At 65.3% G+C, this 19,831-nt stretch carries 5 protein-coding genes and 2 pseudogenes; 3 read left to right on the top strand and 4 right to left on the bottom strand.

Annotation, left to right across the window (positions count from 1 at the left end; translation table 11 throughout):
• The coding region (locus XarbCFBP7408_RS22530; protein WP_146093739.1) for a transposase at nucleotides 1-86 on the bottom strand (86 nt) is incomplete at its 3' end.
• A 962-nt stretch (nucleotides 87-1,048) separates the two neighbouring features.
• On the opposite strand from XarbCFBP7408_RS22530, the pseudogene XarbCFBP7408_RS20425 reads away from it, so the two are divergent.
• Nucleotides 1,049-1,828 (top strand): annotated as a pseudogene (locus XarbCFBP7408_RS20425) (M14 family metallopeptidase); the annotation flags it as partial.
• 133 nt (nucleotides 1,829-1,961) lie between these two features.
• Nucleotides 1,962-2,659: pseudogene (locus XarbCFBP7408_RS20420) on the top strand (DUF1349 domain-containing protein).
• A 114-nt stretch (nucleotides 2,660-2,773) separates the two neighbouring features.
• On the opposite strand, the gene XarbCFBP7408_RS20415 reads toward XarbCFBP7408_RS20420, so the two are convergent.
• Nucleotides 2,774-4,585 carry an EAL domain-containing protein gene (locus tag XarbCFBP7408_RS20415; protein ID WP_104564496.1) on the bottom strand — a complete coding sequence of 604 codons (1,812 nt, stop codon included), beginning with the start codon at nucleotides 4,583-4,585 and terminating at the stop codon, nucleotides 2,774-2,776.
• Nucleotides 4,586-5,312: 727 nt separating this feature from the next.
• On the opposite strand from XarbCFBP7408_RS20415, the gene XarbCFBP7408_RS20410 reads away from it, so the two are divergent.
• Nucleotides 5,313-15,509, top strand: coding sequence for an autotransporter-associated beta strand repeat-containing protein (locus tag XarbCFBP7408_RS20410; RefSeq protein ID WP_104564495.1), 10,197 nt, complete (start codon nucleotides 5,313-5,315; stop codon nucleotides 15,507-15,509).
• A gap of 113 nt (nucleotides 15,510-15,622) precedes the next feature.
• Here the strand turns inward: XarbCFBP7408_RS20410 and XarbCFBP7408_RS20405 are convergent, their stop codons facing one another.
• Both XarbCFBP7408_RS20405 and XarbCFBP7408_RS22525 read right to left on the bottom strand, forming a co-directional pair.
• Nucleotides 15,623-18,403 carry a S8 family serine peptidase gene (locus XarbCFBP7408_RS20405; protein WP_104564494.1) on the bottom strand — a complete coding sequence of 927 codons (2,781 nt, stop codon included), beginning with the start codon at nucleotides 18,401-18,403 and terminating at the stop codon, nucleotides 15,623-15,625.
• A 556-nt stretch (nucleotides 18,404-18,959) separates the two neighbouring features.
• Nucleotides 18,960-19,493 carry a hypothetical protein gene (locus XarbCFBP7408_RS22525; protein ID WP_146093801.1) on the bottom strand — a complete coding sequence of 178 codons (534 nt, stop codon included), beginning with the start codon at nucleotides 19,491-19,493 and terminating at the stop codon, nucleotides 18,960-18,962.
• Between the last annotated feature and the right edge of the window lie 338 nt (nucleotides 19,494-19,831).

The following is a 19,831-nucleotide window of genomic DNA, read 5'->3' as shown; positions in this document are numbered from 1 at the left end:
GCGACCTCTGCCACCTTGAACCCACGATCGGTCACTTGCCGGACCGCCTCGATCTTGAACTCATCCGTATACCGCTTACTGCTCATGGACACCTCCGAATCAGCCATTTTCCATGGCCTTGAGATGTCTAGGAAACCCTGGGCGTATCAAGCTGGGCGAGCAGAGCCAGTAACCGGTGCTGGACCCAACCATGCGGGTGGGTCACATCAGTCCAAGACTCTAAACCCAGTCTGTACTCAGGGCGGGGGACGTCGAGCCAAGCATTTTTCACAAACTCCTGCGGGCACTTTTGACCGCAATCTATTCATTACCGGGCTTGGGCGCGATCAGTTCCTTCTGCTCAGGTAGCGGACCTGGACGGAAGCGCCCTCCCGCTCGCGCTTGCGACACGGCAAACTGCACATCATCTTCAGTATCGGATTGACTCCTAATCGAGCTTTGCCTCTTCAATCCTTGCAATACACCCTGTGTCTCCCGATGAGTCGCCGACTCTTGCGTCGCTTGCTCATTCGTGGTCCGACCAGCGTGTTGCTCGACAACATATTCGCTTGCCTTCCCACTGGCACCTGTGACGTTGAAGCATCCCATATAAGAACTCCTAACTTGAGAGTGCGGGCTGCTAACTTCTCACGAAAAGCGTAAACCTGCTTTCGCCAAGCGAAAAACTCTTTGGACTGGCGAAACTGTGCCTGGTGATCGGGCGAAGCTGAAAACTAAACAACGTGCCTGGACCTCGTGGGTAAATGTGCTGCCGTGTGTAAACACCACGTTATTCAGTGGAATGTGGATCCGGGAGATGGGGGGAGGTCGGTGTGCGAGGCTGCTATGGGGTCGATGCCGCCGCAGGCGTCATGATCGGCGGGGCCACGTCCACGACCAGTACGGCCACGCGCTAGAGGAGGCTACCCACCGCGTCGAGTCGGTCAAATTCCAATTCAGCGCGAGGCCTGTGCAGAGGGGCGGTGGGGCGGTAGAACTTCTCGAAAACCCTTTTCCGACAAAAAGTTAGCTCATTTTTGGCTGTTTTTTACACGAATCCCTGCCGACCCTCTACGAGCGCGTGCAGTACGGAACGATCCAGGCGGCAGCCGAGCAGTACCCGCTGATCGCGCTGCGCAGCGCGGCGTGGGACGCCGGCTTGCCTTGCGCGCTGGTGACCGGTGGCGTCCACGGCTATGAAACCAGCGGCGTGCAGGGCGCGCTGCAGTTCCTGCAGCAATGCGGCGCAGCCTATGCAGACAAGCTCAATCTGCTGGTGGCGCCTTGCGTCAATCCCTGGGGCTACGAGCGGGTCCAGCGCTGGAATGCCGACGCCATCGACCCCAATCGCGCGTTTCGCCAGGACAGCCCGGCCGCCGAGTCGGCGGCATTGATGCAGCTGGTCGCCACAGTGGCTGGGCAGATGCTGGTGCATATCGATCTGCACGAAACCACCGACAGCGACGAAACCGAATTTCGCCCGGCCCTGGCCGCACGGGACGGCGTCGATTTCGTACCGGGCGACATTCCGGATGGGTTCTACCTGGTGGGCGATAGCGAAGATCCGCAGCCGCACTTTCAGCAGGCCATCATTGCCGCGGTCGCCGAGGTCACCCATATCGCACCTGCCGACGCGAACGGCCAGATCATCGGCGCAGCGATGGTCGCCCATGGCGTCATCAATTACCCGGTGCGGCGTCTGGGCCTGTGTGCGGGCGTCACCGACGCGCGCTATCGCACCACCACCGAGGTGTATCCGGACAGCCCGCGCGCGACGCCTGCACAGTGCAACGCCGCGCAGGTGGCGGCCATTTGCGCGGGGCTGGACTATGCGCTTGCACACCGCTGACAGCCTGGGCTGGCGCCGCATCGACGCCGCCGTCGCGGCGACGCCAGCCATCTGCAGCACTGCCCAGGCCTGCGCGTTTTGACCGACCGCACGGCTAGACTATGCGGTTACTCACCTGCGTGGACGACATCGGATGACTCACGATGCGATAGACGGTGCACGCAGGCGCCTGCTGGGCGGCGCGATGGGAATGGCCGTCAGCGGTGGTGTGCTTGCCAGGCAACCCGACACGGAGAATACGATGGCGCAGGACACGCAGTGGCAGGACGGCAGCTGGCTCAATCGACCGCGGACCGTTGCAATCAGCGGCGGCACGCTGGATGTGGTCACCGACAAGGCCACCGATTTCTGGCGCAGGACGCATTACGGATTCACGCGCGATAGCGGGCATTTTCTCGGTATCACCAATGCAGCGCGCTTCACCGCGCAGGTGCGGGTGCGCGCGCAGTACGCATCGCTCTACGATCAGGCCGGCATCATGGTGCGCGTGGATGAGCAGCGGTGGGTCAAGGCGGGCATCGAACTGAGCGATGCCCGCGCCATGCTCAGCAGTGTGTTGACCAACCCGGTCTCGGATTGGCGACCGGTCCCTACGAGGCCGACCCCACGGATTTCTGGATACGCGCCACCGTTGCCGACGGCGTTTTACGCCTGCAGGTATCGGCCGATGGCCGGACCTGGCCGCTGGTGCGGCTTTGCCCGTTTCCTGTCGCCGCCACCTACCAGGTCGGGCCGATGTGCTGCACGCCGGAGCGTGCCGGGCTGAAGGTGCGTTTTTCCGACTGGATGCTGGGTCCGCCGCTGGACAAGGACTTGCACGATCTGAGTTGATCGCCGCGCGGCAACGCAGCCTGCGCGCTGCGTATCGCTGCAGGAGGCGCGGGCGGTGCAGCGCGCATCGATCAAGGGCGGTGCACGCGCGTGCTGCGCCTGCGGCAAGGCGCATTACGGCAAGCGTTGCTCGGCCACGGCACCTGCCACATAGGCCGCCACCAGCTCTGCCTCCATCGGCCTGGCCAGCAGATAGCCCTGCGCTTCATCGCATCCCCAACTGCGCAGCAGCGCGATTTCGTCGGCGTGTTCGATACCTTCTGCCACGGTGCGATATCCCAGCGCGCTGGCCAGGCGTACCACCGCCTCGGCGCGCAGCTGCATGCCGGCCTTGGTGGCGATGCCGGTCACCAGCGAGCGATCGAGCTTGAGCACGTTGACCGGCAGCTCGGTGAGGTAACCGAAATTGCTGTAGCCGGTTCCGAAGTCGTCGATGGCCACACTGACCCCGGCATCGCGCAACGCGCGCAACCGGGGCACCGCGTCCACATTGCTGCGCAGCCAGCGTCCCTCGGTGATTTCCAGCTCGATGCGGTGGGGAGGGATGGCCAGTTCCCTGCAGCGATGAATGAGGTCTGCGGCGAGATTGCGGTTGCCGAAATCGCGCGAGGACAGATTGATCGAGATGGCGAAATCCAGCCCCTGCGCACGCCAGCCGGCCAATTGCAGCAACGCGTTCTCGATCACCCAGTTGGTGACGGTGCACATCAAGGCGGTCTTTTCGAACAAGGGGATGAATTCATCCGGACCGATCGGGCCAAGGCTGGCATGCCGCCAGCGCAGCAGCGCCTCGAAGCCGATCACCGACAGGTCTTCGAGGTCGATCCGGGGCTGGAAGACCAGGCGGAAATCGCCCGCTTCCAACGCCTTTTCGGCATCCAGCGCCAACCGGTACGAACGTTGGAGCGCATCGTCGTGGGAGGCGTTGTACCAGCACACGATGGCGTGATTGCTGATCGCATCGCCCAGTGCCACCAGCCCCTTGCGCATGACGTCGTTGGTGTCCGGCTGTTGCGGTGCAAAGCGCACGACGCCGGCGTGAAAGGTCAACGACATCGGGATGCCGGCTGCGTCCATCGGCGCATGCAGCATGTCGCGCAGATCGAGCAACAGGTCTTCCATCTCGTCGGGCGCGGAGTTCAACAGGAAAAACGCAAAACGCATCGATGCCACGTGATAGACGGTGGCCTTGCCGCGCAGCGCGCGTGTCAGCAGGTAGCTGGCGTGGCGCACCAGTTCTTCCAGCGGCTGCATGCCCAGTGCCTGACGTGCTTCATTGGCCGCCTCGGTGTCGTAGACCTCGATGAAGGCGGCGATGGTCGGAACGCAATGACTGTCGAAGGCGAGGGCGTCCAGGTCCGACTGCAGCTGGCGTGCGTTGAGCAGCCCGCTGTGCGGCTCGCGCCGCCCGGCGCCGAACTGCAGTTCCAGCTGCGCCGCAGCCACGTTGGCGAACATCAGCAGCTGTTGGTGTTCCTGGCTGGCCAGGCGACGCTCGCGCGTATCGATCACGCACAGGGTGCCGGAGACGCCGATCTGCGGTGCACCCACCGGAACACATGCGATAAAGCGCGCCGGCAAGCCCGGGAAGGCGGCGTCGCCCAGCTGGATCGGGGCAAGCGCGGCGGGCTCGATCAGTTCCGTTACGCCATTGCGCGCTGCAGACGCATGCCGGCACAAGTCGATGGCCTGCTCGACGTGGGCGGCACTGATGCCGCGCGCCGCCAGCACGCGCACGCGGCCGCCCTCGACGATGATCAGTGCGGCCGCAGGTGCAACCAGCGCATGACATAGCAGACGCGCGATCTGATCGAGCGGCTCCATGCCGCCCAGGTCGATCGGCACGCCCGACCAGTCGGACTGCTGTTGCTGCCGTTTGGAGTCCAAAGCGAGCGTCATGTCGTCGGGTTCCGTGTTGAAGATCACACACTGCATGGCTACTAGAAACAAACCGCGGTCATCGACAGGTGACGATGGGCGGCCGGTAAAACCCGTCCGGATAAACCGGCTCATCCAATAAAATCCCGCACCCTGTCGGCACGACAATAAACTGGAGCGACGGAGCAGCCCCGCACAAGTACCCCGGCCAGTTATCGGTGTCGACAGCTGAATTTGGTATTAATTGTGAAAGCGAACTCATGGAAATGACGGCGGGCGCCAGCACGGCATGGATCTTCTGCCTGCAGCGCAGCATTGCGGGCAGGATATCGAGGTGAACCGGTTCGGCTCGCCCGCATCGAATTTATCGCCGGGATCGCCTTGGATTATTCGAACTCATCCAATCATATTGCGATTTATCGCTGAATAATGCACGTTTTTCTCCTGATGCAGGCCGCGCATGCGGTGTGGCGCCCGCCACATGAGGTGGCAAAAATAACGTGGCGGGCACGAGCAAACCAGTCGACAGTTTCGACGTGTTTCCAGGATAGTTTCTTGGTTAGTGATATTCAGCACAGTTTCAACTATGGTGCTTTGCCTATTAATCTCCCAACATTCTTCGCAGGGAATGGTATTAAACGTCCTCGTCCGTAGGCGATAGCGGTTGTTACGGCATAAGCTGTTTTAAACCGACTCGACAGTAAATCAACTTTCTGCTGTTGGAGAGCGCGTGTCTGTGTGCGTGAGTCTCTGCACGGCGATACAGGGGAATTAAATGAATCGTGCATTTGCGCTGGTCTGGAACGCGGCGATTGGCAATTGGGTGGTGACGCACGAGCTGGTACGTCGGCGGCGCAAGCCCGGGGCAACCCGCCGCAGTGTGTCGCGCCTGGCCGTTCTGGCGGTGGGAGCCGCCGCACCGATGCTGGCCTGGGGGGCATGCACACCTGCGGTCCCTGCGGCGGGTGCAACCGTCACCTGCACGGGGCTGCCGATCACCAGCAACAGCTTCGCAAGCGGCGCAAACAACCTGACCGTCAACGTTGCGGCAGGTACGCAGATGACCGCCGGGCTGCTGGGCGGCACCGCCATTGCGCTCAGCGGCACCAATGCCACGCTCAACAACAGCGGCACGATCGATCCCTCGGTGCTCGGCCTGTTGTCGGTGTTGAGCACCGGCGTGACCATGGGCAACGCCAGTTCCACCGCGGTGACCGCCAACAACCTCGCCAGCGGCGCGATTTACGGCAGCGGTGGCCTGCTGGGGGCGAACCTGCTCAACCTCGACGGCATGGCGCTCGGCATCACCTCGGCCAGCAACGGCGTCGTACAGATCAACAATGCCGGCCTGATCGATAGCCGGCCGTTGTTGAACCTGTCGGTCCTGAGCGTGGATACACCGGTGATTGCGGTCAGCGGCGGCGGTACCGTCAATGCGGTCAATACCGGCACCGTCAACGGGCGCGTCGGCTTCCAGAGCTCGGCCACCGGCAACAGCTTCGTCAACGCCGGCACCATCAACGGCAGCGTGTCGATGGGGGCGGGCAGCACCAACAGCTTCACTGCGGTGACCGGCGGCAGCGTCAACAGCGGCGGCGGGCTGGCGCTCGAACTGCTTGGGCCGGGCGGCTTGCTGAGCTTTGCGCAGACCGGTGTGGTGGATGGCGGCGCAGGCGGCACCAATACGCTGATTCTGCAGAATTCGGCCACCGGAACCGGCAGTGGCAGCACCGGCGTCGGCACGCTCAGCACGGCGCAGTACATCAATTTCGGCAGCCTGCGCGTCAACAGCGGCACCTGGTCGGTGGGGGGCGGAAGCAACTTCGGCAGTAGCGCGCTCAACGGCGGCGTACTGCAGTTCGCCAATCCTGCGCAGCTAGGCACTGCCATCACCGCCAACGGCGGTGCGCTGGAGGCGACAGCCGCCGGCCTGAGCCTGTCGCCCGCCGGCGGCATCGCAGTGGGGGCAGGTGGCTTGACCTTGCAGGGCGCCAATGCGCTGACCGTTGCCAGCCCCATCACCGGCACTGGCGCGCTGACCAAGACCGGGACCGCTGCATTGGGCTTGACTGGCAGCAATACCTTCAGCGGTGGCGTCAACCTGCTCGGCGGCGCAGTGACGGTGGGCACCAACAGCGCACTGGGAACAGGCACCGTCAACGTATCTGCCGGCAGCGTATTTTCCAGCGCTGCGGTCGACTTGCCGAACGCGTTCGTGCTCAACGACTTCATCGGCATCGGCGGTGCCAACAACCTGCGGCTTGGTGGCGGCATCAGCGGCGCGGGGGCATTGAACAAGATCGGTACCGGCACGCTCACCCTGGGCGGCAGCAACACCTATGCAGGCGGCACGACGCTGGCAGCGGGGACGCTGCGGATCGAAACCAACACCGCGCTCGGAACGGGTACGGTGACAGCCGCCGGTGGGCAGCTGGACACCGGCGCTCCGCTGAGCCTGGCCAACAATGTTGCCTTGACCAATACGCTGGGCCTGGGTGCCAGCGGCAACGCGTTGACCCTGAGCGGCACGCTTGCCGGCGCAGGTGGGGTCAACAAGACCGGCACCGGCACGCTTGCGCTCAACGGCGTCAACACCTTCACCGGCGGAACCACGTTGGCATCGGGCACCTTGCAACTGGGCACTGGCTCGGCACTGGGCACCGGTGGCTTGAATGTCACCGGCGCATCCAGCCTCAGCAGCAGTGCGCCACTGACGGTAGCCAACGGCATCAGGCTCGGCGGGCCCTTGAACTGGACCGGCGCGCAGGCGCTGACAGCGAGCGGTGCCATCAGCGGTGGCGGCAGCCTGATCAAGAGCGGGGCGGGCGACCTCACCCTGACCGGTAACAACACCTACACCGGCGGCACCAGCTTGAGTACCGGGCGCCTGGTGGTGGGCGCGAACGCGGCACTGGGCACCGGCACCCTGACCGCAAGCGGCGGCGAACTGGATGCCACCGCTGCGGCAACCCTGGGCAACACGCTTGCACTCACCGGTACCTTGGGCGTGGGCAGCAGCGGCAATGCCTTGAACCTGACCGGCGCCATTGGCGGCAGCGGTGCGTTGAACAAGCTCGGCACCGGCAGCTTGACCCTGGGCGGCCTGAACACCTATGCCGGCGGCACCAACCTCAATGCCGGCACCTTGCAGGTGGCCAGCGGCACCGCGCTGGGCACCGGTGCGTTGAACGTCACCGGCAATGCGGCCCTGCAAAACACGGCGGCCACCTCGCTGAGCAACGCGATCGCGTTGACTCCAGGTGCGCTGACACTCAGCGGGGCGCAAGCACTGACACTGAGTGGCGCGATCGGTGGCACCGGGAGCCTGATCAAGTCCGGCAGCGGCGGCCTCACGCTGAGCGGCAACAATCAGTACAGCGGCGGCACCACGCTCAGCGCCGGCACACTGACGGTGGGCAGCGACACCGCGCTCGGTGTTGGCGCGCTGAGCGCAGCGGCCGGTACCACCCTGGACAATGCGACCGTCAGCACGCTGGCCAATGCCATTGCATTGGCAGGCCTGGTCAACGTGGGTGGCAGCAACGCGCTCACGCTCAACGGCGCCATCACCGGTGCGGGCAGCCTGGACAAGCTGGGCCCGGCCAGCCTGACCCTGGCCGGCAATAACAGCCATACCGGCGGCACGCGCCTGAATGCAGGTAGCCTGATCCTGGGCAGCGACACGGCCTTGGGGCTGGGCACCCTGACCGTCGGCGGCGGGCTGCTCGACAGCACCGCCGCACGCGTGCTCGCCAACAACGTGGCGCTGGAAGCGGACCTGCAGCTCGGCGGCAGCCAGGATCTCACCCTCACCGGTGCGGTCAGTGGTGCGGGGGGCGTCGTCAAGAACGGCAATGCCGCAGTGACGCTGGCTGGACCGAACAGTTTTGCCGGTGGCGTGGATCTCAATGCAGGCGCGCTGCTGATCGGCGACGGCGCAGCCCTGGGCACCGGGGCGCTGACCGCTGCCGATGGCACGCAGCTGCAGGCCACCGCCGCGACCACGATCGGCAACAACGTCGTCCTGAACGGTGCGCTCTCGCTCACCGGCAACAACGACCTGGGCGTCACCGGCATCGTCAGTGGCGCAGGCAGCCTGATCAAGCAGGGCGCCGGTGCGCTGACCCTCACCGGCAACAATGTCCATACCGGCGGCACCTCGCTCGACACCGGCATCCTGGTGGTCGGCAGCGACAGCGCACTCGGCACCGGCGCGCTCACGGCTGCCGATGGCACACAGCTCACTGCCAGCACGGCGGTGACCTTGCAGAACGCGGTCAATGTCGCCGGCCAACTCGCCATCGATGGCCAGAACCTCACCCTCGATGGCGTGGTCGACGGCGCCGGTCGCCTGATCAAGAACGGCACGCAAACGCTCACGCTCAATGGCAACAACACCTGGGCGGGCGGACTGCAACTGCAGGGCGGCGCAGTGGTGGTCGGCAGCGACACGGCACTGGGCTTGGGCACACTGAGCGCCGCCGCGGGCACCACACTGGATGCCAGCAGCGCGGTGACGCTGGGCAATGCACTTGCGTTGAATGGCGCACTCACTTTGCCTGGCACGCAGGACATCACGCTCAATGGGGTCGTCAGCGGTATCGGCAGTCTCGACAAGCAAGGCGCTGCCACGCTGACCTTGGCCAATGCCAATACCTTCAGCGGCGGCGTTGCGCTGGATGCGGGGCGTGTGGTGCTTGGCAACGACGCTGCGCTGGGCGTGGGTGCGTTGCTGGTCGGCGGCCCTGCCGAACTAGATGCCGCTGCCGCGCTGACGCTGGGCAACGCGGTGCAGTTGAACGATCAGCTCACGCTGGTCGGCAGCAACGATCTCGGCTTGAACGGTGCCATCACCGGCAGCGGCAGCCTGATCAAGAATGGCGCCACCACGTTGTCGCTCAACGCGGGCAACAGCTATAGCGGTGGCACCACGTTGACGGCCGGCACCATTGCGGTCGGCGCCAACGACGCACTCGGCACCGGCAGCCTGTCGGTGGTCGGCAATGCGGCGCTGAGCAACGCGATTGCAGTGGCGCTGGGCAACGACATCGCGCTTGGCGCAGCGCTCAGCGTGGACAACGCTGCGGACATGCTGGTCAGCGGCAGCATCAGCGGTACAGGCGACCTGATCAAGACCGGTGCCGGCACCCTGACCTTGAATGGCAGCAACACCTACACCGGCCCGCTGGCGATCCAGGCCGGCACGCTGGTTGCGGGCACCGCCGCGTCGCTTGGCAACGCCAGCAATGTCGATGTCGCTGCAGGGGCGGTGCTGAATCTCAGCAACGGCGGCCTGATCGGCGCGCTCAGCGGCGCCGGCAACGTCACTACCGATGCCGGCGGCACGCTGCAGTTGGGCGGTGGCGATTTTGCCGGCAGCCTGGGCGGTGGCGGCAATCTGGACAAGGTCGGCGCCGGCACGGTGCGCCTGCTCGGCAACAGCGCGATCGGCGGTGCCACCCAGGTCAGCGGCGGCACCCTGGATGTGATCGGCAACCTGGGCACCAGCGCATTGAACGTGGCGCTGGGCGGCACGCTGACCGGCACCGGCACCACCGGCAACGTGGGCAGCAATGTGACCATCGCCGACGGTGGCCGGCTCGCATTGACCAGTGGCTCCTCGCTCAGCGTGGGCGGCCTGACCCTGGCACCGGGTGCGTTTGTGGATGTCGCACTGGCAGCGCCGAGCAATACGCGGCTGCTCGCGGTCAATGGCGACCTCACCCTGGACGGCACGCTCAACATCACCGACATCGGTGGGTTCGGCACGGGTGTGTACCGCCTGATCGACTACACCGGCCTGCTCACCAACAACGGCCTGGCGATCGGCCTGTTTCCGGGCAGCGTGGATCTCAGCCAGCTCGCACTGCAGACCGCCATCGGCCAGCAACTCAACCTGGTGGTGACGGCGCCGGGCAGCATCGTGCAGTTCTGGGATGGCGCGCAGACCACCGCCAACGGCACCGTCGATGGCGGTGCAGGGACCTGGGGTGCGGCGACCAACTGGACCAACCAGGACGGCACGGCCAACAGCGCCTGGCAAGGCGATTTTGCGGTCTTTGCCGGTAGCGCAGCCACGGTAGGCGTGGTGGGGACGCAGGGTATCGGCGGCCTGCAGTTCGTCACCGATGGCTACCAGTTGACCGACGCCGGTGCGGGTGGGCTGGCCGTGACCGCCACGTTGACTGCGATCCGGGTGGACCCGGGTGCAACCGCCAGCATTGATGTCGCGCTGTCCGGCAGCGGTGGCGTGGAAAAACTCGACACCGGCACGCTGGTGCTCGATGCGGCCAACGGCTATACAGGCGGCACTGCACTCAGCGGCGGCACCCTGGTGCTGGGCGACGCGCAGGCACTGGGCACCGGCACCCTGACCGCAGCAAGCGGCACCAACCTCGATAGCAACCAGGCATTGGCGGTCGGCAATGCGGTGGTGTTCGATGGCGCGGTCAACCTGGTCGGCAGCAACGACCTGCGCCTGTCCGGCCCGATCAGCGGCGCGGGCAGTCTGATCAAGAACGGCGCGTCCACGCTCACGCTCGACGGCGCCAACAGCTACGTCGGCGGCAGCGTGTTGAACGCAGGCACCCTGGCGGTTGGCAGCAACACCGCGCTCGGTGTCGGCAGCCTGTCGGTGCTGGGCAATGCCACTTTGAGCAACGCGATTGCGCTGGCACTGGGCAATGCGGTCAATCTCGGTGCCGATCTGACCATTGCCAGCGCGGACGATCTGGGCCTGACCGGGGTGCTGAGTGGCGCGGGTGCGTTGACCAAGACGGGCCTGGGCACCTTGACCTTGTCCGGCGGCAACACGTTCACCGGCCCGGTGTCGGTGCAGGCCGGCGTGCTCGCCACCGCCGCCCCCGGCGCGTTGGGCAACACCAGCGTCGTGGATGTGGCCGCAGGTGCCGGGCTCTCGCTCGGCAGCAATGCGTCCCTGGGCGCAGTAACCGGGCAGGGCAACGTCGCGGTGCTGGGCGGCACCACGCTGCAGCTTGGCGCCAACAACGTCGGCAGTACTTTTGCCGGCAGCCTGAGCGATGCAGGCAATCTGGACAAGGTCGGCACCGGCACCTTGCAGCTCACCGGCACCAGCGCGCTCGGCGGCACCACCCAGGTCACCGCCGGCACGCTGGACGTGGATGGCACGCTGGCCAGTGCAGGCGGCCTGACCGTGGGCAGCGGTGCCAGCTTGAGCGGCAGCGGCGTGGTCGATGCGGCGGTCACGGTGAACGACGGTGGCCGCCTGGTGGTGACCAGTGGCGCAACGCTGACCACTGGCAGCCTGAGCCTGGCTCCCACTGCCACGCTGGACGCGTTCCTGGGCATCCCCAGCCAGACCGGCGTGTTGGCGGTCAATGGCGACCTCGCCCTGGGCGGCACGCTCAACATCACCGACATCGGCGGGTTCGGCACCGGTGTGTATCGCCTGATCGACTACAGCGGTGGCTTGACCGACAACGGCCTGGGCATCGGCACGTTGCCCGGTACGATCGATCCCACCCAGCTGACGTTGCAGACTGCGCTGGCCCAGCAGGTCAACGTGGTGCTGCTGGCGCCCGGCAGCAACGTGCAGTTCTGGGACGGTGCGCAGACCATTGCCAATGGCAGCATCGATGGCGGCGCAGGCGTCTGGGCCGCAGGCCCCACCAACTGGACCTCGATCGATGGGCTGAGCAACAGCGACTGGCAGAACAATTTTGCCGTGTTCGCCGGCACCGCGGGCAATGTAGGCGTGCAGGGCACGCAAGGCATTACCGGCATGCAGTTCATCAGCGACGGGTATGTGCTGAGCGATGCTGGCGGCGGTGCATTGAGCGCCAATGCGGCCACCACCATCATCCGTGTCGACCCTGGCGTCACCGGCACTATCGATGTGGGCATCGGCGGCACCGGCACGCTGCAGAAACTCGACACCGGCACGCTGGTGCTGAGCGCCGCCAACACCTACACCGGCGGCACCGCGCTCGGCGGCGGCACGCTGGTGCTGGGCGATGCGCAGGCACTGGGCACCGGCACGCTGGCCGCGGCAGCCGGCACCAGCCTCGATACCGACCAGGCATTGACGGTGGACAATGCGGTGGTGCTCGACGGTGCGGTCACGCTGCTTGGCAGCAACGATCTGGCCCTGACCGGCGCCATCAGCGGTGCCGGCAGCGTGATCAAGACCGGTGCCTCCACGCTCACGCTCAGCGGCAACAACAGCTATGCCGGCGGGACCGCGCTGAGCGATGGCACCTTGTCGATCGGCAGCAACAACGCGCTGGGCACCGGCAGCCTGTCGGTGGTCGGCGCTGCGGTGCTGACCAACCCTGTTGCCGCAACCGTGGGCAATGCGGTCGTCCTCGGCGCTGCGCTGAGCGTCGACAATCCGGCAGACCTCACGCTTGCCGGCGATATCAGCGGCAGTGGCGCCTTGATCAAGACCAACACCGGCACGCTGACACTGGACGGCAGCAACAGCTACACCGGTGGCACGACGGTCAATGCCGGCAGCCTGGTCGGCGATAGCGCCAGCCTGCAGGGAGCCATCGTCGACAACGCCACGCTGGCGTTCAACCAGGTGGCCGATGGCGTGTTCACTGGCTCGATCACCGGCACCGGCAGCGTGATCAAGGACGGTGCGGGCGCACTGGTGCTCAATGGTGCCAACGGGTACACCGGCGGCACCACGATCACTGCCGGTACCCTGGTCGGCGACACCACCAGCCTGCAGGGCGATATCGCCAACAACGCGGCACTGGTGTTCAACCAGGACACCGGCGGCGTCTATGCCGGCACGCTCAGCGGCAGTGGCTCGCTGCAGAAGGCCGGCACCGGCGCGCTGCAACTGCTCGGGCCCAACACCTATACCGGCGGTACCGTGATCAGCGCCGGCAGCCTGATCGGCAACACCACCAGCCTGCAAGGCAATATCGTCGACAACGCCACGCTGGTGTTCGATCAGGCCAGCGATGGCGTGTTCGCCGGCGCGGTCAGCGGCACCGGCAGTGTGGTCAAGCAGGGAGCGGGTGCGTTGACGCTGGTTGCGCCCAATACCTATAGCGGTGGCACCACCATTGCCAGCGGCAGCCTGATCGGCACCACCACCAGTCTGCAGGGCAACATCGTCGACAACGCCATTCTGGTGTTCGACCAGGCCGGCGATGGCACCTTTGCCGGCAATATCACCGGCAGCGGTACGTTGATCAAGACCGGCGCGGGCGCGTTGACGCTGGATGGGGTCAACGCCTATCTCGGTGGCACCACGATCGGTGCAGGCACATTGATCGGCGACACCGACAGCCTGCAGGGCAATATCGCCAACGCCGGCGCGCTGGTGTTCCAGCAGACCGCCAATGGCACCTACGCAGGGACCTTGTCGGGGACCGGCAGTCTGCTCAAGGAGGGTGTGGGCACCTTGCTGGTCACCGCAGACAGCAGTGGTTTCACCGGGCCGACCACGATTGCCGCAGGAACCTTGAGTGTGGGTAATGCTGCCAATCCAGGCGCCGCATTAGGCGGGCCGGTCACGGTGGGCCCGGGCGGCACGCTCACCGGCAGCGGCAGCATCGGCGGCCTGACCTCCGGTGGCACCGTGGCGATCGGCGGCAGCACCGGCACGATCAGCGTCGGCGGCAATGCCGCGCTCGGAAATGGCTCCACCCTGCAGGTCACGCCGGGCGCGGGCGGCACGGTGACGCCGATCAGCGTGGGCGGGGCGGCCACGCTGGCACCGGGCAGCACCCTGCAACTGGTGCGTGCGACAGACCTGCCGTTGTTCACCGAGATACCGGTCATCAACGCCGCTGGCGGGCTGACCGGGCAGTTCACCAACGTCGTTTCCGACTACGCCTTCGTCACGCCGAATGTCAGCGCCAGTGCCACGGCGTTGTCGGTGTCGTTTGGCCGCAACACTGCGGCCATGGTCGATGCGGTCACCGCGCCCAACCAGCAGGCTGCCGCGGCTGCCGTGGAGGGCTTGCCGACCACCAGCCCGGTGTACCAGGCGGTGGTGCGCCTGCCCGACGACCCGCAGGCGATCAGCACGGCGTTTGCCTCGCTGTCGGGCGAAAGCCATGCCAGCACGGCCACCGCATTGCTGGATAGCCGCTTCCTGCTGAGCGGCGTCGGCAATCATCTGCGTGGCGACAGTCAGGATGCGCAGGTGGGCGACACCACGGTCTGGATCACCGGCCGTAGCCTGCCCAATCGTGTCGATGGCGACGCCAACACCGCTTCGGTGCGACGCGAGGACAACGGCATCATGGCCGGTGCAGAACGGCGCATCGGCGAGCGCAGCGTGGTCGGCGTCGCGGTCGGCAACCAGGACATCGAAACCCGCTCGCGCGACTCCCTGGATCGTTCCGATATCGATGGCACCCATGCCGGCATCTATGCTCAGGCCGACTGGTCCGCGTTCGCAGTGCGGGCTGCGGTCGACTATGCGGACTACAGCGTGGACAGCAGCCGTCGGGTGATGTTGCCCGGCGTGCTCGAAGAGCGGCTGACCAGCAACTACGATGCGAAGGCCGTGACCGTGTCGCTGGAAGCGGCCTGGAATCTGCGCACCGGCAATGCGGTGTACAGCCCCTTCGTCGCGGCGGACTACACGCACCTTAAGACCGACGGCTTCAACGAGCGCGGCGGCATTGCCGGGCTGTCGGTGGACAGCGCCAAGGACGAGTACACCACCAGCACGGTGGGCGTACGCGGGCGTTGGCAGTTGGGTGCGGCGGCCGGGGTGTATGCCTCGGTGGGTTGGCGGCATGCGTTCGGTGACCGCGCTGTGGAGCGGTCGGCCGGTTTCATCGGCACCGGCTCGCAGTTCTCGGTGCAGAGCGTCACGCTGGCCAAGAACGCGGTGGTCGGCGAACTGGGCGTCAGCCTGGTCACCTCGCCCAACAGCCGCATGGCGCTGTCCTTGCAGGGACTCGATGGCGATGGCCAGACCGCGTACGGCGGCCAGGTCACCTGGGGCTGGAGCTTCTGATCCAGCGCAGACCGAAACGCCCCGGCAGTGCCGGGGCGTTTTTTTGCCTGGTGCGCACGGCTGCATCGCGTTAGTGGCTGTCAGAACGAAGTGCGGTCGGGTGCCGTCCGCGCTCAGAACTGCCAGCGCACGCCGACATTGGCATTGATGCTGTTGGCATCGGAACGCCCGCGCTCGGCACCCACGTTGCCGTAGATGGAGAAGGCATCGTTGAGCTGGTAACGCACGCCCACCGACGCACGCGCCGACTGCTTGGACACCGGCTCGCCGGCCACGTTGAAGCGCGCTTCCGGCAGGCCGGTGAACCAGGCGGTGAAGTCCGAGTCCGGATTGCCGAGCAGCGAACGGTAGGCGACCAAGCCATCGAAGCCCCACTTGCCGCGCACCAGATGAGCGCGCACACCCACCTCGCCGTAACCGGCACGCAACGTATCGCTGTTGGCGCTCAACCCCAGCCCGGTGGCCGAGGCTTCGCTGAAGGCATCCTGGGTCTGGCTGACCACGCCTGCGGCAATGAACGGCGACAGCCCTGCCTGCGGCATCAGGCCGACTTCGGCACGCAGCGACCAGTTGGTGTCGTGGCGGCGATCCTGCAGGCGCTCGCCGATGCTGCCGGCCTGCACCGTGCGTTCGGTGTCCACATTGCTCGTGCCGTAGGAACCGATCGCGGACACATAGGCCTGGCCGATCGGCTGATACAGATACGCGGTCATCGCATAACGGTCCGAGCGCAGGCGACTGGCCGACGCATCGATGTGCGCACGGTCCTGACCCGAACTCAGCGCCGCACCCACGATGGTGCCAGCGTTGCCCATCGGCAGATCCACACCGACGGTGGTGGCCTGCTGGGTGTAATCGGCCGAGTCGAAACCCTTGCCGCCCAGTTCGCCGTCCAGATAGCTGCCCTGCATCCAGGTGGTCAGCGTGGTGGTGTCGGCCAGGTAGGGCAGGCGATCGGCCGCCACGCGTGCATCGTTGAGTGCCGACTGGAAGCCCAGCGTGCGCTCGATGCCGTGCACCTGGCCGGCCAGGGTCGGCAGCGATGCGGCAACCTGCGCATCGTTGGCGGCCAGCAGCGCGCCGGTGGCGCTGATCAGGCCACCCAGATTATCCGTATCGCCGGAGGCCACACGCGTATCCAGCACCTTGACCAGCGTATCGGCCTGCGTGGCACCGTTGACCACCGACTGCGGCGCACCGGCCGCCTGCGCGCTGGCAGCGGAGGCATTGCGGGTCAACGTGGCGGTGACGGTGGTGGGGTCGTAGGCGAGCGAAGCAGTCCAGAAGAAGTTGTTGGCGTACTGCACCCGGTCGAAGCTGCCCTGCAACGTGCCGGCCTTGACGATCTGCTCGCTGCTGCCGACGGTGTAGCCAGCCGCTTCCGGCAGCAACAGCAGGTTGCCCTTCAGGCTGGCCTGGCCGGTGACGGTCAGCCCCTTGCCCAATTCGATGGCGGTAGTGCCGCTGGTGTTGGCCAGGCTGTAGCCGCCATTGATGACACCGCCGCGCGATTCGAACGTGGCCGAGTTGAGCACAATGACATCCGAACGCAGGCTGCCGGACAGTGCGAGCACGCCGTCGCTGACGCTGGTGCCGCCGGTGTAGGTGTTGTTGCCGCTGAGCGTGAGCCTGCCGGTGCCGTTCTTGGTCAGGCCGCCGGCACCGGAGATGTCATTGCTGAAGGTGCTGTCGTAGCCGGAGGTCACGTTTGCCGCCCAGTTGCTGGCGAACTGGCCCGGGCCCTTGATCGCCTTGGCCGCATTGACCAGGCCGAAGCCATACAGCGCGTCCACGCCCGGGTCGCCCAGGTCGGTGGCGGTGGTCAACAGGGTCTGCTGCAGGTTGGAGGCGCTCATCCACGGATACACGCCAAGCACCTGCGCCGCGATGCCGCTTACAGCGGCCGTGGAAAATGAGGTGCCGGCGATCTGGCCCTGCAGCTCGGTGCCGGCCAACGCCGGTGCGAAGTAGCTGCCCGGCGCCACCAGGCACCACTGTGCAGCGGCGCCGCAATGGTTGGAATAGCTGGTCAGGCCGGCGGCATTGCCGGCGCTGTCGATGTTGACCGCGCCCACGGCCAGCCAGTTGTTGCGCAGGCTGGCTTCCTGCACTGGCGTCGCTGCCGGGTAGGAGGCTTCCGCCGCGCCTTCGTTGCCGGTGGCGGCCACGATCAGCGCATCGGCCTGCACCAGCGGGGTCAGCGCGTACTTCCAGGCCAGTGCGGCATTGGCACTGCTGGCTGCATCTGCATACGAGGCACCGATCGACAGATTGGCGATGCGCACGCCGGCTGCCGCCAGGTCCACCGCCGCGCGACGGGTCTGCTGGGTACCGCAGGAGTTTTCGGCGCAGATGCGCGCATAGAACAGGTCCGCATCCGGTGCGATGCCGCCGGCGAAGCCGTCCTGCGCGGTGCCCACTGCCAATGCCGAGACGACGCTGCCGTGGCCACGCAGCGCGTTCGACGCCGACTCCGGTGTGCCGGGGGTGTCGGTGTAATCGGTGGAGGTATCGACCTTGCCGCTGATCGGCGCGTAGCTGCCATAGAGATTGTCGTCCAGCACCGCCAGCTTGACGCCCTGGCCCCTGGCACCGGCCTGCTGTGCCAGGTCCGCATTGGTCGGCACCAGCAGGTTGCTGCCCAGGTCCTGGTAGCGGGCGGGCGCAGGTGCCGGCGTCGGCGCGGTCTTGGGCAACGGGTCGGCGGTTGTGGTGTCCGGCGTTGTCGGCGTCGTAGGAGTCGTAGGAGTCGTAGGAGTGGACGGCGTCGGAGCGACCACCGTGGTCTGCGGCGGATCACTGCGGACATTGCCGCCACCGCCACCGCCACCGCCACCACAGGCAGTCAGGACAAGGCAGGAGGCGATCGTGGTTGCGAGTAGCGAGCGATTCATGGTTGGTCGATTCCGGTAATTAGCGCGCCGCAACTGCAAAACTCTAAAATTTGGCGCAGACGATTCCAGCACCGGGAAAAACCGGCGTGGTCTTGGATTTCACGCGTTATTCACTTTATCCGCCGCGTATCCGTCCCCTCGGATAAGCGCCTCGAATAACACGGTGATGCGCCACTGCATCGAACCGTGTGCTTGCGAGATTGTTTAACGGCGCTATCGGTAAACTCTAAAACCTGAACGGACAGTTGCTATTCAGAGAAAAACATCACGCATAAGGTTTTACGAATTAATCCATAGCCAAATTAGATTAGAAAACTCCCTATCAGGCCCGACTGCAAAGAAATGTCAGAGCGGACGCGACAATAAGCGGTCACGAATCTCCGGGGGCGGCAATCCTAAATGCGATGAATATCGCAGGTAATCAGGAAATGCGTCGAAGATGTCGGTGGATTGCCCACGCGCTGTAGCGGATTCAACTGTAAGTCAGCAATTCTAACGGACTCTTCCGTATCGGGTACGATCGGATGAGTTTTATCGCAATGACACCGGTGTTATATTAAATTTCCTGCTGCAAGACGAATATATCCGCCGGATTTATATTGACCGAAAGTGAGCGAACCCGGCCATTGTGCCCAATTCTTCGCATTTCCCGCAAAAATGTCATCGGGACGTGGTGGCTGGAACGGCGGATATTCGGAACGCCAAATAATTCCTGGGCCCGCGCTTGCCGGTGAGTTGCCACCAAGCTGAATGCAGGGGGAATATTCAAGCCGATCTTTTGCAGGCCGTATCTAAATATCGGCATTCCCCTACAGCAGATTATTCTGATGCCTCCCGCGCCGCTGCCGCCACCTGCGCTACCCAACGCGGATATCGGTGTCATCGCAGTATGGTCCGGGTTGGTCAGGCCGCCGCCGGCAGCCGCAGTGGCACCGGCAGCAAGCGCTGCGGTCGTCGTACCCTGCCGCCGGCTGACTGTGCCCTGGCTTTGGCCAGTGCTGCCTTGGCGCGTGTGCCCGCAGCCGCGCCGACGCGCTTGTCCAGCATGGGCCAGTGCATGCAGCTGCGCCTCGGTCACGCCGATATTCAAGCCGATCTTCAGTGGCGCGGCTGGTCATGGACGTGATCTCCGAAGGGTGTGCTGCCGCGGAGGAGGGGGCAACCGAGAGCAGGGCAACTGCGCCCGGCGACAGCGCAGCCATGAGGGTAGAGAGCGGCCTGGAGCACGCACATCTTTCTATGACCTGTGGTCATGCCGGCGGTCCAGCGGTCGCTGGGCAGGATGAGTGGTTTGGGGTTCCGACGCTTGTCGCAACGGGGTTCAGCCGACATATGTGTAAAAATAGCTCACAAGATCGGATTTCATCCATTGCATCAGTGAGTTAGCGGATATTTTGGCGCACCAAAACTACCCTGCCAATGCCAGTT

This window comes from Xanthomonas arboricola pv. guizotiae, assembly GCF_002940205.1.
Lineage (GTDB): Bacteria > Pseudomonadota > Gammaproteobacteria > Xanthomonadales > Xanthomonadaceae > Xanthomonas > Xanthomonas arboricola_C.
This window is presented reverse-complemented; position numbering and strand designations above follow the sequence as displayed.

What these genes read in the sequence shown, in the direction of transcription:
- XarbCFBP7408_RS20410 (WP_104564495.1), top strand. Translation starts at nt 5,313, where the DNA reads ATGAATCGTGCATTTGCGCTGGTCTGGAACGCGGCGATTGGCAATTGG.
- XarbCFBP7408_RS20405 (WP_104564494.1), bottom strand. Translation starts at nt 18,403, where the DNA reads ATGAATCGCTCGCTACTCGCAACCACGATCGCCTCCTGCCTTGTCCTG.